We start from the raw sequence: 13,018 nt of genomic DNA, 5'->3' as shown, positions 1-13,018 counted from the left end.
TAATGATATCGTCTCGACTCCTCGAACAGGTACCCTCAAAATGCGAAGAAGGCTTGGGGCTGGCACTCGCAAGTGATGATGATGGTGCAGTGATGGTGTTCCATTGGTGCAATAAGCCGTTTTTTCAGGTGATGGGCTTCGAAGAGGCAGATGTCATAGGCCAACGGGCAACGATCTTTGTGAGTCCAGATATGGACCAAAACGCCCACCTTCACACCATCGACAAGTTGATGCGTTGGGAGCACTTTTCAATCAAAGTTCGGCTTACCAAAAAAAATGGTGAGCCTGTCTGGGTTACGATGACATGGACACCACTAACGGACCCAGAGAACGGCAATCGCTGGTGGCTATGTTCCCTAATCAAGCTTCAACCGCACTCAGCAAAAATTAGCAACGTTCTTGAATTTAAATACGAGTCATCTGCAAACGACCTATTGGCAAAACATACAGAACAAGTCGCGTACTTAGAGAGCGAGAATAGACGCCTGCGCTCAATTGCTAAAGCTGTCACGCGAGATTCAAACGAAGATCCGTTGACTGGCTTATCTAACCGAAGGCACTTCGAGGCAAACGCAAGTGTTTGGATTTCCAATTTGAGAAATGGAGGTAGCGCTTTTGCAATACTCTATATCGATTTAGATCGCTTTAAGGCAATTAATGACACGCTCGGTCATGAAACGGGTGATGGTTTGCTTGTCGCTGTCGCATCTATGTTGAAACGGATTACCTCCGTTTCGGATTTGGTCGCTCGGTTAGGGGGTGACGAGTTTGTTATTTTGAGGCCTCTTGGAGAGAGCGCTCTCGAAATAAGCGGTCTAGCGGATGAAATCATGCGGGAGATGTCCAAACCATTTGAATATGGCGGAAAATCGGTTTCGTGTAGTGCCAGCGTCGGATTGGCCATCGCTGATGAGAGTACCAAAAACCCCGAAGAAGTCGTCGGAGATGCAGACACGGCACTTTACCACGCCAAGTCTACCGGCCGGGGACGTTGGTCATTCTTTACAGCAGAGATGCATGCTCAGTCCGTGGCGACCAGACATCTGGCGGCAGAGCTGCTAGTTGCATGCGAACAGAAAGAGTTCGTTCCCTATTTCCAACCGCTGGTCGATGCGTCGACAGGGCGAATTACGAGTGTTGAAGTCCTTGTCAGATGGTCACATCCGACAAGGGGCCTAATGCCGCCAACGGATTTCTTAGATGTCGCGGCACAAATGGGAATCCTAGCGGAGATTGACGCGATCTTGTTTAGCCGCCTTGGCGAGGCGGTGGCATATCTTGATAGAGCGCATACAGAGCTCTCTAGGTTTGCGATCAACGTTTCTGCTGGTCGGCTCTCCGATACGGCACTCTTGCACGATATTAGAGTTTCGGGGATCGACCCGAAACGACTAACTATTGAGATTCTTGAGTCAGTGTACTTGGAGCAGATCCATGGTGCCACCAGTTGGACATTGGAAGAACTGCGTGAACTCGGCGTCGAGATTGCGGTAGACGATTTCGGAACCGGTCACGCTTCAGTCCAAGGACTTCTTCAGATCAATCCCGACGTTCTGAAGATTGATCGTCAGTTCGTTCAGCCTGCTGCAGAAAGCGAACGTGCCCGAGCGCTGATCGAATCGCTCATAGGCATTGGTAAGAGCCTCGGACTGAAAGTGGTCGCTGAAGGGGTGGAAACTGAAGCCCAGGCGCAGCTCGTTCGCGATTTGGGCTGTGATATTTTGCAGGGGTTCTATTTTGGGAGGCCGATGGCCGAATCTGACCTATTCAAAGTGCTGAACGAAACGAACGGGTGCCTTTGGCGCCCAACTTCGAAGCTCCAACAATTGGAACTATCGATAGACATACTGCCCTAGTGCCACCATCGTCGCCACCAACTAGCAGTGAATCCCGTGGCTCGGAGTGTTTTTTGCATCACACATCAGTCTCCGCCTAGGTGATCAAGTCCGTTAGCGGCCCATTCCGGACCTTGGCCATTGGGTTAAGATGCTGCGCCGCGGCCCGTCAGAGCCGCCATTCGCTGCGAGTGCAAAATCTTGAACGAACAGAACTCGCAATCTGCGGGACATTGTTGCCTTTGGCTTTCGTTTTCCAAATGTCTGCTTGCCAAGTGATACTGACCACACTACCCAATCGCTACGCGCTCCACGGACGCAGGGCGATGGAGATTTTATGTCTACGATTGCGGCCCGCCGCTAAGGTCCACCTGATAGGACCGATCTAAAGCAAAAGACTTCCGCGCGAGATGCCGGAAGCCTTTTCGTCTGACTTAAAATCAAGAGACAAACCGTTGAATATCTCAAGACACGAACGGCGTGTTTTGCACGTTCTGGCGCAAGGTGGAGCCATCCATTTTGAGCGCATGACGAACGGCAAGATGCGCGAAGTTTCATGCTTCACACGCGACGGCCACGTTCTGGCTGATTGCTCGTTGAAGCCCTTTGATCGCCTGAAGAAAGGGCGGTTCATCAAATCTGTAAACGGACGACCCTACCGAGCTTCGAGGCTCGGAATTCGCTCTGTGAACCCTCAATACGACAACCGATAGGGATATCGAGACAATGACAAACCCAATTATCAAAGCCACTTCAACGGACGACATTGCAGCGCTTCAGGCCGTGCTCGATGGCACAGAACTCTTCCCGAGCGAGATGCTTCCAGACATGTTGGCTCCCTCATTGGCGGGCGAGACAGAAGCCTTTTGGCTGACCTGCCACAGCGACGGAGAAGCTGTTGGTCTGTGCTACACGGTGCCCGAGGAACTGGCCGATGGCACATGGAACATGCTCGCCCTCGCAGTGCGCCCGGACCTGCAAGGCCAACGGCTAGGCGCTGCACTCGTGAGCGCTGCCGAACAGCACCTGAGAGACAAGGAGCAGCGGATCTTGATCGTAGACACGTCTGGCACAGATGACTTTGCACTCACGCGCAAGTTCTATGCCAAAAATGGCTACGAAGAAGAGGCGCGCATTCGCGACTTCTGGGCGGACGGAGATGACAAGGTGATTTTCCGCAAGGCTCTCTAGAAAAGCACAGCCCCCCGCCATCCTAGTGGCGGGGGGCACTCCACAGCCGACGTTCGCCTCGGTGCAGCAATTTGGTAAGTTTGGGCTCCAAGCCGACCTTAGCCGCGCTTTGCCTATTTGTCCGCTTCCGTGCTCAATCACCCCATCGATGGCCCGCTGTGGTCAGGTCTTCTGGTCTGTTCGCGCGTGTGATGCTGCTTATGTCCCCATCGCGGTTGGTCTTGTCGGCTGACAAACACGCGCAGGTTCTCTCGATGTCGCGTCATGGCGACATAGGCCAGGTGACGGTCCATCGACCGGGAGCCCAAGACATAGGCCTGATCGACGGTGGCGCCTTGGGATTTGTGGATGGTGACGGCGTAGCCGTGGTCAAACTTGGTGTATTTGGTGGGGTTGAATGTGACGTGCCGTTTCTCATCGCCGTCAAGCGCGATGGTGACTTCGTTTTCCGACGCAGAGAACACCGAGCCAAGCATTCCGTTTTTCACGCCAAGGTCTTTGTTGTTTTGGCCGAAGACCATGCGATCGCCCGCCGCAAAGTCGCGCGGGCCAGTTGCGGTTTGGAGCGTGACCTCAGGTGGCGCATCCGAACCACGTAACGCACTGCGGATTGATTGGTTGAGCGCGTGCACGTCTTTGCGGCGATGGGCGAAGGCGAGTCGGGATTGGTCCGGCTTGGCGGCGGCATCCATCACATAGCTTTCCACCAGCGCGTCGATAGCGTCATCTCGGACTTGAGTGCGTGAGACGCAGCCATGCCTGTCATATCGCTCGATGGCCTCGTGGATATTCCCTGCCGCCAGTTCCCTCGATGCCACCTTTTGCCAATCCTGCGTTTGCCGGTAGATTTCTTTGAGTTCGGCCGCGCCATGGGTTGCGACCACATCGCGGAACGGCGTTCCGGCCTCAATCGGCTGCAACTGATCTGGATCCCCCACCAGCACAAGCTTGGCGCCAATCTCATTGATCTTTTCCGTGATCCGCGCCATCTGCCGCGTTCCGATCATGCCAGCCTCGTCGATGATCAGCACATCATCCTTGTTGATGGGTGCATTACCGTTCTCCCAAGACATCTCAAGCGATGCCAAAGTTCGGCTTTGAATGTCCGAAGAGCTCTGCAACCCGTCTGCCGCTTTTCCAGCTAGGGCTGCACCATGGACCTTGATGCCCTGCCGTTGCCACGCATCCGCAGCCGCCTCCAGCATCGTGCTTTTGCCCGCACCCGCCAGCCCAACGACAGAGGCCATTTGCCGGTCGCTCAGAACATGTCGGAGCGCCGTTTGTTGTTCATCGCTCAGTGTCCCATCAAACGCGCGTTTCATCTTGGAGTTCGTGGCTTTCATCGCGGCGCTCACATGCTCTGACGCAACGCCATGGCCTCGAGAAGACGCCATTTGCGCTGATAATCTGGCGAGCGATTGCTCTGCATTCTGGAAGTTGCGCGTCGTATAGTGGGGAACGCGGTCACTGGAGAGCCGCACGGCTTCGGCAGATGTGAGCGCACGATCCGCAAGGCCTGTCAGTTCCTTGGGATCATCAATGTGCTTGGCCAGTTCCCGTAGCACATCCGTGCGTTTGAAAGTCGCCTTGGTTTTGGAGATTTCAGCAAGGATGAGATCGGGTCGTTGCTCGATCTGGCGCTTTGAGAGGGATGCGCGGACCGGTTCCTCGACCAGCGGCGCTTTGGGCTTCCGGTACTGTGGGCCGATGGCCTGATCCAGCGCCCGGCGCTCCGCCAGATGCGCGTCGATTAGCGTCTGTTGTTCTTGCCGGTCGCGTTGTTCTGCGATCTTCGCGGCCAATTCTGCCGCGGCAACGGTCTTAGGCCATTGTCCTGTCACCCGCAGGAACACAGACCGCATGCCCTTCGGCATCTGAGCCTGCGTCTCCAACGCCCGCCGTGTGTCTTGGGTTCTCAACAAGTCCTCACGCGCGGCTCGTTGCCTTGCGATCATCTCTTCGCGCTTCAACGCATGCTGTGGGTTTGGTTGGAGCTTTTCCGGACGTGGTAAGTCTTGGGCACGCGCCCGAGCTTCCTCGACAGACGGCAGCTCCGCCTCCGGTCCCAATCGCCGCCGCATCTCCCGCGCCTTTACCCCGCACCAACGCGAGAGCGACCAGACCTTGCCATTCGCATCCACCGCAACAAAACCGCGACGATCCCCACGGGCGAGCACAAAGCCTTGCTCTTTGAGAGCCGCTGCAAACGCCGCACCGCTATCCGAGCCTTCCCAGCAGGCCCGGAACATCGCCTTTGTGGCGGCACGATCCCGCTTCAACCGCTTGGCCTGCTGGCTCTCAAAGCGGCTGGTGTTCAGCGGATCCCGGTCTTCATGTTTGCGGAAGCCGTCCGGCAAATCCCAACCATGCTCCAGGAAAATCTCCCGGCTCAGCCCCATGAGCTTGCGTTTGTAGTGGGACAGATTAATTGCCTTCATCTGCCCCACGTCGATCTTCGACCAGACCGCATGGGCATGCCGTCGCCCGTCCTTCTCGTGGAACACAACGGCGCGGGGCTGACCTTCGAGGCCGAGACGCTTTTCGACCTGGGCAATGGCTGCCTCGAACTGATCGACCGACACGCTTTCCGACGGCGGCGGGTTCAGCGACAGCGAGAACAGATATTTGTCGCATTTGGTGGCGCCTGAAATTGCCTCGGCCTCGGCAAAGGCCCCAAACAGATCATCCGCGACAAAGCCGTCAATGCCATGCAAACGCACGTGGTCGTTGTCGCGCGGGTTCATCAGATGATGTGCCAGCTCCGCCCCATAGGCCCGTTCGTTGCCTTCTAGGATCATCCGGCATCCTTAGACCGTGGCCGTTTCCCGAGCGCTTCCATCAACAAGGCGCGGATCGCGAGGACATGCTCGTAGGCCTCTTCAATCTGAACCCTTTCGGACTCGCCGACGCCCAAGATGCCGAGATTGGCATGGTGGGCGAGTTGGTTCAGATTGCTGGCCATCCGAGACTGTCCGAGCAGGGCCAAGGCTTCAGCCGCCGCCTTCTTATCCGCCTGCGCATCCGAGGGCCGGTGCTTCCTAAGTTTCACATCTTCGGCAAACACGCAGGCCCTGATATAGGCGCTCAACGTCATCCCCGCCGCCAACTCTTCAAGCCGGGTCCGTTCTTCTTTCGTCAGCCTGAGTGTCAGTGGTGAAATTGCTGTGCGCGGGGCAGGCCGCTTGTTGTCCGCTATCGTTGCCGGTGCCGAGACGCCCTGGAACTCTTCCGACACCACACTCATGGCGACGGCTCCCATTCCGGAGGCGACACTGCTGACGGGCGATCTCCTTCCAACCCGTCATGCGGCTCAGACGCCTCATCCCCCTGATCCGCCAGCACAGCAAGCTTGTGGATAACTTCCGGTTCAGCCCGGAGAATGCTTGTCCATTCCTCCAGTTCTGACAGGATCAATCCGCACTCTGAGGGTTCTAGGTTTGTCCCCTCCGGTGCACCAGTTTTTACTTGGCCTACCGCCCTTTGGGCTACTTGAAGCCGGGGGAGTTCGGCAACGCCACAGCGCCCCCCTCTAAGCCTACGACAACATACCCAGATCTCACGAGAACACGACAACCCAAGCCAACCCTATGACCCAACCCCCGATCCTCTGGAGTTTCCGCCGCTGCCCCTATGCCATGCGGGCAAGGGGCGCGATACTGTCGGCTCGCCTGACCGTTGAATTGCGAGAGATCGTGCTGCGCGACAAGCCGCAAGCGTTCCTTCAGACCTCGCCGTCTGCGACGGTCCCGGCGCTGCGCCTGCCCGACCGGGTTCTGGACGAAAGCCTCGACATCATGGTCTGGGCGCTTCGGCAGAACGACTCGAACGGCCTACTGGATATGCCCGGCGACGGCTGGCACTTGATCGAGACCAACGACGGCCCGTTCAAAGCGGCGCTTGACCACACGAAATACGCGGTCCGATACCCCGACCTCGACCCCGTGGCCGAGCGGGCGGCGGCAACTGAGTTTCTCTTGGCGCTCAACACACGGCTGGAAAACCATGGGGCCCTATGCGGGGACCGCCCGACACTAGCCGACCACGCGATCTGGCCCTTCGTGCGCCAGTTCGCCAACACCGACCGCACCTGGTTCCTGGCGCAACCTTGGCCTGCGTTGATCCTTTGGCTTCAGGGCTTCACCGAGGGGCCTTTGTTCGAGAACATCATGCAGAAATACACACCCTGGCTGGACGGCGAGGCGCCCGTGCTTTTCGGCTCCTAAGCCCCCCGGCTAACCGCAACCCTCAAAAAGTCCAACTGCGCCCAGTGGGCCGTCTCCATGAACGCCACATCTGCGGCGTCGCGGCCCGTGGCGATTACCGCCATCTCGTGGGGCGCGCCCATGTTCGTTGCGTCGACGGGGTGCCACGCACCTTCCAGCCAAACCTGCGCGATGGCGTGGAAATCCTGCGGCGCAACCTCGGCACCGTAAGCCGACGCATAGCGCGAGGGGATCTGGGCCGCGCGCGCAAGGGTGCAGAGCATATGGGTGAAATCGCGGCAGACGCCCTGTCGGGTGCAGAAGGTCTCGGCCGCCGTGGTCGTTCCGTTGGAGCTGCCCGGGATATAGGAGAGGTTACCCGCAACCCAATCGCGGATCGCCGCGATCTTTGCGCCGCCCGCAAGCGTGCCGAACTGCTGCGCGGTGAAATCGGCGAACATGTCAGAGGGGCAATAGCGCGACGGGCGCAGGTACGGCAGGACCTCTGCAAGGAGGGTTTCGGGCGGGGAGGCTTGCAGCCCCTCTAGGCCCGTTGCGCGCCGGGTGATGTCGATCTCGGCCCGGTAGCGCAGGGCCAGGGCGGTGCCGGGCACGCGTGCCCAGACCATGCCGGTGTCCCCCACCCGTGTCAGCGTCCCCTGGTCCACGGCCAGGTCAGAGGTCACAACCACTTGCCCGTCGCCCGAGACCACATCCACCATCAAAAGCGCCGCATCATGGGCGCTTAGGGTGCTGTTCAATGCGACGTCGATGCTGAGGCGCATGGGGGTCCTTTCGGTTGGCCCCCAATCCGGCCCAAAGGGTCAGACGGCGACGGAATGTCGGGCAGTGCTGCCTTGCAGATACGCGTCAAAGGCGGCGGCGGCAATGCGCACCAACGGGCGGCCCCGGGGCGTCATCATGACCTTACCGTCTGACAGCGTCAGCAGACCGTCGGTTTCCATGTCGCGCAGGGCGTCCAAGGCATCCCTCCACCAGCCGTCCGGCGCGCCGTGGCGCTTGCCAATGGCCGCCGCATCCACCCGATTGTCGCACATCAGACGCTCGATCACTTCTGCGCGCAGGCGGTCCTCACCGGTGAAGGGGAGCCCCTTGGCGGCGGGCAATTGCCCCGCCTCAACCGCGCGGGCCCAGGCGCGCGTTTCGGCAATGTTCTGCACATATCCCGACGGCGTGCGCCCAATGGAGGTGGCGCCGAGGCCGATCATCGTCTCGGCCTGGTCGGTGGTGTAGCCCTGGAAATTCCGGCGCAACGTGCCGCTGCGCGCCGCAATCGCAAGGTCATTGTCCGGCAGCGCGAAGTGGTCGAGGCCAATGGCGACGTAGCCTTCGGCCAGCAGCGCCTCGGCGGCGGCCTCGGCCTGGGCGCTGCGCTCGGCGGCGTTGGGAAGGGTGTCATCGGGGATCATGCGCTGGTTCTTGGCCATCCAGGGCACATGGGCATAACCAAAGAGCGCGACGCGGTCGGGCCGCATCTCGGCGCAGATCTTCACCGTCTCCACGATGCTGGCGACGGTCTGGAGCGGCAGCCCGTAGATAAGGTCGAAGTTGATCCCGGACACGCCGCCCGCGCGCAGTTGATGGACGCTGTTGCGCACCATTTCGGGCGGTTGCACGCGGTTGATCGCCTTCTGCACCGCCGGGTCGAACTCCTGAACGCCAAAGCTGGCACGGGTGAAGCCCATGGCGCCGATGCGGGCGGCCATCTCATCAGTCAACGTACGCGGGTCGCTTTCAATGGCGATCTCGGCGTCCGGCGCGAAATCCCAGCGGGAGCGGACGCCGTCCATCAGCGCCTCCAGATCATCGGAGCTGAGCGCCGTGGGCGTGCCGCCGCCCCAATGCAGGTGCGAGATCGTCATCCGGTCCGGCAAGGCGTCCGCCGTCAGCGCGATCTCTTCGCGCAGGGTCTGTGCATAGGCGCCAACGGGCCCGTATTTGGAGGCCAGCTTCATGTTGCAGCCGCAGTACCAGCACATCTGGCGGCAAAACGGCACATGGAGATACAGTGAAATCGGCGTCACTGGGTCCAGCTTCGCGAGCCAGGCGCGATAGTCGGCGTCGGTGAAACCCGTCTGGAAATGCGGCGCCGTGGGGTAGCTGGTGTAGCGCGGCGTCGCGCGCGAGGCATATCGTTTGAGAACCGGATCCATCAACAGCCCTCCACAATCGTGGCGGCACATCTTGTCTTGCGTCTTTCCATGATCTTCCCCTGCGCGCGTTTGCCCTACCCTACGCAGTGGGTGTCAACTTGCATTGACACAGATCAAGTGATGGGCACGCGCGGGCGCTTCAGTCGTCCGCCCAAGGCCCGTGCTGGTCCTTCTCGCCCGTGTCCCGCCGCACGAACCCATGCAACCCGAAGTAATCACGCTGACCCTGGATCATGTTCGCCGTTCCGCGCGCCTGGCGCATCGTGTCGAAATAGGCGAGCGCCGCGGACATGGCAGGCACCGGGAGGCCCGCCTGATTGGCCGCGATCACCGTCTGGCGCAGCGCGCCAATCGTCTCGGACAAGAGGGCGGCGAAGTGGGGCACGGACATCAGCGTTGTGTCCGGCGCCGCCTCAAACGCCTCGGCCATGTCATCCAGCATGGCCGAGCGGATGATGCAGCCCGCGCGCCAGTTGCGCGCGATCACTTCGGGTTTCAGGGACCAGTCAAACGCCGCGGCGGCAGCGCGCAGCATGTCGAAGCCCTGAGCGTAGCACAGGATTTTGCCGCAGGTCAGCGCGGCCTCAAGGGTATCAATGGGTATATCAATTTCGGTGATGCCGCCGAAGTCCTGGGACAGTTTAGCGCGCAGATCGCGCTGCGCCGACATGTTGCGGGCGGCCACGGCGGCCTCGATCACCGGGATCGGGGTGCCGAGATGCTGCGCCTCAATCGCGGTCCAGCGGCCGGTGCCCTTCTGGCCCGCCGCGTCGACGATCACATCCAGAAGCGGGCCGTCGCTGGCCTCATCATGGGCCTTGGCCACGGCGGCAGACGTCTCGATCAGGAAAGAGCTGAGCCGCCCTTCGTTCCATGTCGCAAACACCTCCCCCGCTTGTGGCGCCCCCAGCCCCAGTCCGTCGCGCATCAGGCCATAGACCTCAGCGATTAGCTGCATGTCCGCGTATTCGATGCCGTTGTGGACGGCTTTCACGAAATGACCCGCGCCATTTTCGCCCATCAGGTTGGCGCAGGGGGTGCCTTCATATTTGGCCGCGATGGCGGTCAGGATCGGCGCGACCCGGTCCCAATGGGCCGGATCGCCGCCGCCCATGATCGCCGGGCCGTGGCGCGCGCCGTCCTCTCCACCCGAAACGCCGATGCCGAGGAAGGGGCGGTCCAGCGCCTCCATCCGCCGCATCGTGTCACGAAAGTTCGCGTTGCCTGCGTCGATGATCATGTCGTCGGGCCCAAGATAGGGGTCGAGGGCGGCGATCTGGTCATCGACGGGCGCGCCAGCGGGCACCATCAGGATGATGGCGCGCGGGCCTTTAAGGGCTTTGGTCAAATCTTCCAAGGTCTCGGTCGCCGTGATGTTCGACCGCAAATCACCCGCCTCCTCCACGAAGGCGTCGGTCTTGGCGGCGGTCCGGTTCCAGACCGCGACGGAGAACCCCTTTTCCGCAATGTTGAGCGCCAGGGCCGAGCCCATCGTCCCGAGCCCGATCAATCCGATATCTGCAAGTGCCATCAACGCTCTCCCTGTTGCCGCTCCATCAAGGCACCGGCGCGCAAAAATGCAAGTCCTTCCCCCAAAACGAAAAACGCGCCCTGCAGTGGGGCGCGTCTTCGAAGCCGGCAGCTTGTGTATCGTGGATCAGGCGGCTTCGGCCTGATTGCGGCGTTCGCTTTCTTCGCGGCTCAGCGCCACAGAGGTACGAACCCCATTGGCCACGAAGGCCATCAGGCCGTTCACGACCCGCTCGTTCGGGTCAATGCCCGCGCAGGACAGGACTTCCCGTCCGTCCCGAGACCGTGCCCAACGAGCGATCTGCTCTGGCCCGTTCCCATATTTCTTGTCATCGGCGATCGCATCATCCAACGCTGCCAAGACGACGGCGGCGAAAAGCTTCCGCGCCCGTGTGCCCTGTTCAAAGTTGAAGGCGGTTCCGTCAACGAAATCCCGCATTTCGCTTCCTTTTATTGCTCTTGCATTTTCGGCGTGCCGCTCGTTATGCCCAGATTCTGTGCGCTACAGGGATGCAAATATCACAAAGGTGGTATTCGCTGAGCGCATGGCTCGTCCCTTTTGTGTACAGTTTCCAGTGTATGGACACCCCTCCAGAGCCCAGATATAGGTTGCGTCAACTTTTTCTCAAGGTTTTGCCAAGGTTTTGCCACATGCCGAAAATTAACGGAAACGAGATCAGACCGGGCAATGTCCTCGAGCATAATGGCGGGCTTTGGGCCGCCGTTAAGGTTGATCATGTGAAACCCGGCAAAGGCGGCGCGTTTGCGCAGGTCGAGTTGAGAAACCTTCGTAACGGGTCAAAGCTGAACGAACGGTTTAGATCCGCCGACAAAGTCGAACGCGTGCGTCTGGAGCAAAAAGACCAGCAATTCCTGTATGAATCAGACGGGATGCTGGTGTTCATGGATGCCGAAACCTATGAGCAGATCGAGCTTCCTGCCGAATTGCTCGGCGAGCGTCGGCCGTTCCTGCAAGACGGCATGACCATCGTGGTCGAGTTCCACGAGGAAGAAGCGCTGAACGCGTCGCTGCCCCAGAAGGTCGTGTGCAAGGTCGTCGAGACCGAGCCCGTGGTGAAGGGGCAGACGGCGGCAAATTCGTTCAAGCCGGCGATTTTGGACAATGGCGTCAAGGTCATGGTCCCACCCTTTGTGGGCCAGGACGAAGACATTGTCGTCAATACCGAAACAATGGACTACTCCGAGCGGGCCTAACGCCGGCCTGACCAAGGCCCGGGCTGCACCCGGCGCGTGCCAGACCGCGGCACGCGGCCCAGATCGGCCAGGGGTCGGTCCACGCCCTGGGGGCTGCGCACCCGGCGAATGGCCGGGATCGGGGAGCGGCGGCGTTTTTCCACGCGGTATTCCACCTCGGCATGGGGCGGCTTGCCGTCAAAGGCCGTCCAATAGGCGCCCCCGCCCCGTCGCAGAAACAGCGGCAATGTCAGCACGACCCCGGCGATAAAGCCGCCCGCATGGGCCCAATAGGCGACGCCGCCGCCGACCAGATCCATCGACAACCCGCTGACCAATTGCAGCGCGAACCAAAGGCCCAACATCAGCCAGGCGGGAATGGTGAAGATCTTGATGAACACCACCAGGATGACCAGCACGTCGATCCGCGCGCGGGGAAACATCAGCAGATAGCCGCCCATCACGCCCGCAATGGCACCCGATGCGCCCACCATCGGGATGGTGGAGGCGGGATCCGAGAGGATCTGCCCGCCCGCCGCAGCCGCCCCGCTGGCCAGGTAGAACAGCGCAAAGCCCAGGTGGCCCATCTGGTCTTCCAGGTTGTCGCCAAAGATCCACAGGAACACCATGTTGCCGATCAGGTGCATCCAGCCGCCGTGCAGAAACATCGAGGTGAACACGGTATCAAACGCGCCGTCCCTCAGGGCCATTTGCGGCACCAGCCCCCATTCGGTGTAGAAGGCCATCAGCTGCGCCTCGCTCCCGCCCATGGACGGAAAATACAGCAGGAACACCACCACGTTGATCACGATGAGGGCCCAGGTGACGAACGGCGTCCGCTCGGACGGATTATGGTCTCGGATCGGGAACATGGGGGTTAGGTTGGGCGTCC

12 protein-coding genes are annotated in these 13,018 nt (G+C 60.1%); 5 read left to right on the top strand and 7 right to left on the bottom strand.

The annotated features are described in order from the left end of the window. The first annotated feature begins 53 nt into the window (after nucleotides 1–53). The 3 genes from AC6I9R_RS07225 to AC6I9R_RS07215 all read left to right on the top strand — a co-directional run bounded on the left by AC6I9R_RS07225 (nucleotide 54) and on the right by AC6I9R_RS07215 (nucleotide 3,026). A complete protein-coding gene (locus AC6I9R_RS07225; protein WP_461428148.1) occupies nucleotides 54–1,856 on the top strand; it encodes an EAL domain-containing protein in 1,803 nt (600 codons plus the stop codon). A gap of 389 nt (nucleotides 1,857–2,245) precedes the next feature. Continuing rightward, complete coding sequence (locus tag AC6I9R_RS07220; RefSeq protein ID WP_461428147.1) at nucleotides 2,246–2,548, top strand: YjhX family toxin; 303 nt, start codon at nucleotides 2,246–2,248, stop codon at nucleotides 2,546–2,548. A 13-nt stretch (nucleotides 2,549–2,561) separates the two neighbouring features. Beyond that, nucleotides 2,562–3,026, top strand: coding sequence for a GNAT family N-acetyltransferase (locus AC6I9R_RS07215; protein ID WP_461428146.1), 465 nt, complete (start codon nucleotides 2,562–2,564; stop codon nucleotides 3,024–3,026). A gap of 137 nt (nucleotides 3,027–3,163) precedes the next feature. On the opposite strand, the gene AC6I9R_RS07210 is transcribed toward AC6I9R_RS07215, so the two are convergent. Both AC6I9R_RS07210 and AC6I9R_RS07205 read right to left on the bottom strand, forming a co-directional pair. Then, complete coding sequence (locus AC6I9R_RS07210; RefSeq protein ID WP_461428191.1) at nucleotides 3,164–5,770, bottom strand: AAA family ATPase; 2,607 nt, start codon at nucleotides 5,768–5,770, stop codon at nucleotides 3,164–3,166. Nucleotides 5,771–5,820: 50 nt separating this feature from the next. Beyond that, nucleotides 5,821–6,270 carry a plasmid mobilization protein gene (locus AC6I9R_RS07205; protein ID WP_461428145.1) on the bottom strand — a complete coding sequence of 150 codons (450 nt, stop codon included), beginning with the start codon at nucleotides 6,268–6,270 and terminating at the stop codon, nucleotides 5,821–5,823. A 343-nt stretch (nucleotides 6,271–6,613) separates the two neighbouring features. Here AC6I9R_RS07205 and AC6I9R_RS07200 point away from each other — a divergent pair, with 343 nt between their 5' ends. Next, a complete protein-coding gene (locus AC6I9R_RS07200) occupies nucleotides 6,614–7,249 on the top strand; it encodes a glutathione S-transferase (protein ID WP_461428144.1) in 636 nt (211 codons plus the stop codon). On the opposite strand, the gene AC6I9R_RS07195 is transcribed toward AC6I9R_RS07200, so the two are convergent. From AC6I9R_RS07195 to AC6I9R_RS07180, 4 genes are all read right to left on the bottom strand, one after another. Next, a complete protein-coding gene (locus AC6I9R_RS07195) occupies nucleotides 7,246–8,013 on the bottom strand; it encodes a transglutaminase-like domain-containing protein (protein WP_461428143.1) in 768 nt (255 codons plus the stop codon). The two genes, AC6I9R_RS07200 and AC6I9R_RS07195, sit on opposite strands and share 4 nt — an antisense overlap. A 39-nt stretch (nucleotides 8,014–8,052) precedes the next feature. Beyond that, entirely contained in the window at nucleotides 8,053–9,402 is a 1,350-nt protein-coding gene (gene hemN, locus AC6I9R_RS07190; RefSeq protein WP_461428142.1) for an oxygen-independent coproporphyrinogen III oxidase, read from the bottom strand. A 139-nt stretch (nucleotides 9,403–9,541) separates the two neighbouring features. Beyond that, nucleotides 9,542–10,933, bottom strand: a complete 1,392-nt coding sequence (gene gnd, locus AC6I9R_RS07185; RefSeq protein WP_461428141.1) for an NADP-dependent phosphogluconate dehydrogenase — start codon at nucleotides 10,931–10,933, stop codon at nucleotides 9,542–9,544. A gap of 126 nt (nucleotides 10,934–11,059) precedes the next feature. Then, complete coding sequence (locus tag AC6I9R_RS07180) at nucleotides 11,060–11,371, bottom strand: DUF6280 family protein (RefSeq protein ID WP_068354230.1); 312 nt, start codon at nucleotides 11,369–11,371, stop codon at nucleotides 11,060–11,062. Between the two features lie 212 nt (nucleotides 11,372–11,583). Between AC6I9R_RS07180 and efp the strand changes: the two genes are divergently transcribed. Then, entirely contained in the window at nucleotides 11,584–12,147 is a 564-nt protein-coding gene (gene efp / locus AC6I9R_RS07175; RefSeq protein ID WP_461428140.1) for an elongation factor P, read from the top strand. Here efp and AC6I9R_RS07170 read toward each other — a convergent pair. Then, the gene (locus tag AC6I9R_RS07170; RefSeq protein ID WP_461428139.1) at nucleotides 12,144–12,998 is read right to left on the bottom strand and encodes a rhomboid family intramembrane serine protease; all 855 of its coding nucleotides are present in this window, start codon (nucleotides 12,996–12,998) and stop codon (nucleotides 12,144–12,146) included. The two genes, efp and AC6I9R_RS07170, sit on opposite strands and share 4 nt — an antisense overlap. Nucleotides 12,999–13,018 lie beyond the last annotated feature (20 nt).

Source organism: Gymnodinialimonas sp. (assembly GCF_059726805.1).
Note: the sequence above shows the minus strand (reverse complement) of the source record. Positions and strands in the feature narration are given on the sequence as shown.

Bases quoted from the DNA above. Each gene is read 5' to 3' on its own strand.
- AC6I9R_RS07215 (WP_461428146.1), top strand. From the start codon at position 2,562: ATGACAAACCCAATTATCAAAGCCACTTCAACGGACGACATTGCAGCG.
- AC6I9R_RS07200 (WP_461428144.1), top strand. From the start codon at position 6,614: ATGACCCAACCCCCGATCCTCTGGAGTTTCCGCCGCTGCCCCTATGCC.
- AC6I9R_RS07170 (WP_461428139.1), bottom strand. From the start codon at position 12,998: ATGTTCCCGATCCGAGACCATAATCCGTCCGAGCGGACGCCGTTCGTC.
- gnd (WP_461428141.1), bottom strand. From the start codon at position 10,933: ATGGCACTTGCAGATATCGGATTGATCGGGCTCGGGACGATGGGCTCG.
- AC6I9R_RS07180 (WP_068354230.1), bottom strand. From the start codon at position 11,371: ATGCGGGATTTCGTTGACGGAACCGCCTTCAACTTTGAACAGGGCACA.
- AC6I9R_RS07210 (WP_461428191.1), bottom strand. From the start codon at position 5,770: ATGAACCCGCGCGACAACGACCACGTGCGTTTGCATGGCATTGACGGC.
- AC6I9R_RS07205 (WP_461428145.1), bottom strand. From the start codon at position 6,270: ATGAGTGTGGTGTCGGAAGAGTTCCAGGGCGTCTCGGCACCGGCAACG.
- AC6I9R_RS07220 (WP_461428147.1), top strand. From the start codon at position 2,246: ATGCCGGAAGCCTTTTCGTCTGACTTAAAATCAAGAGACAAACCGTTG.
- efp (WP_461428140.1), top strand. From the start codon at position 11,584: ATGCCGAAAATTAACGGAAACGAGATCAGACCGGGCAATGTCCTCGAG.
- hemN (WP_461428142.1), bottom strand. From the start codon at position 9,402: ATGGATCCGGTTCTCAAACGATATGCCTCGCGCGCGACGCCGCGCTAC.
- AC6I9R_RS07195 (WP_461428143.1), bottom strand. From the start codon at position 8,013: ATGCGCCTCAGCATCGACGTCGCATTGAACAGCACCCTAAGCGCCCAT.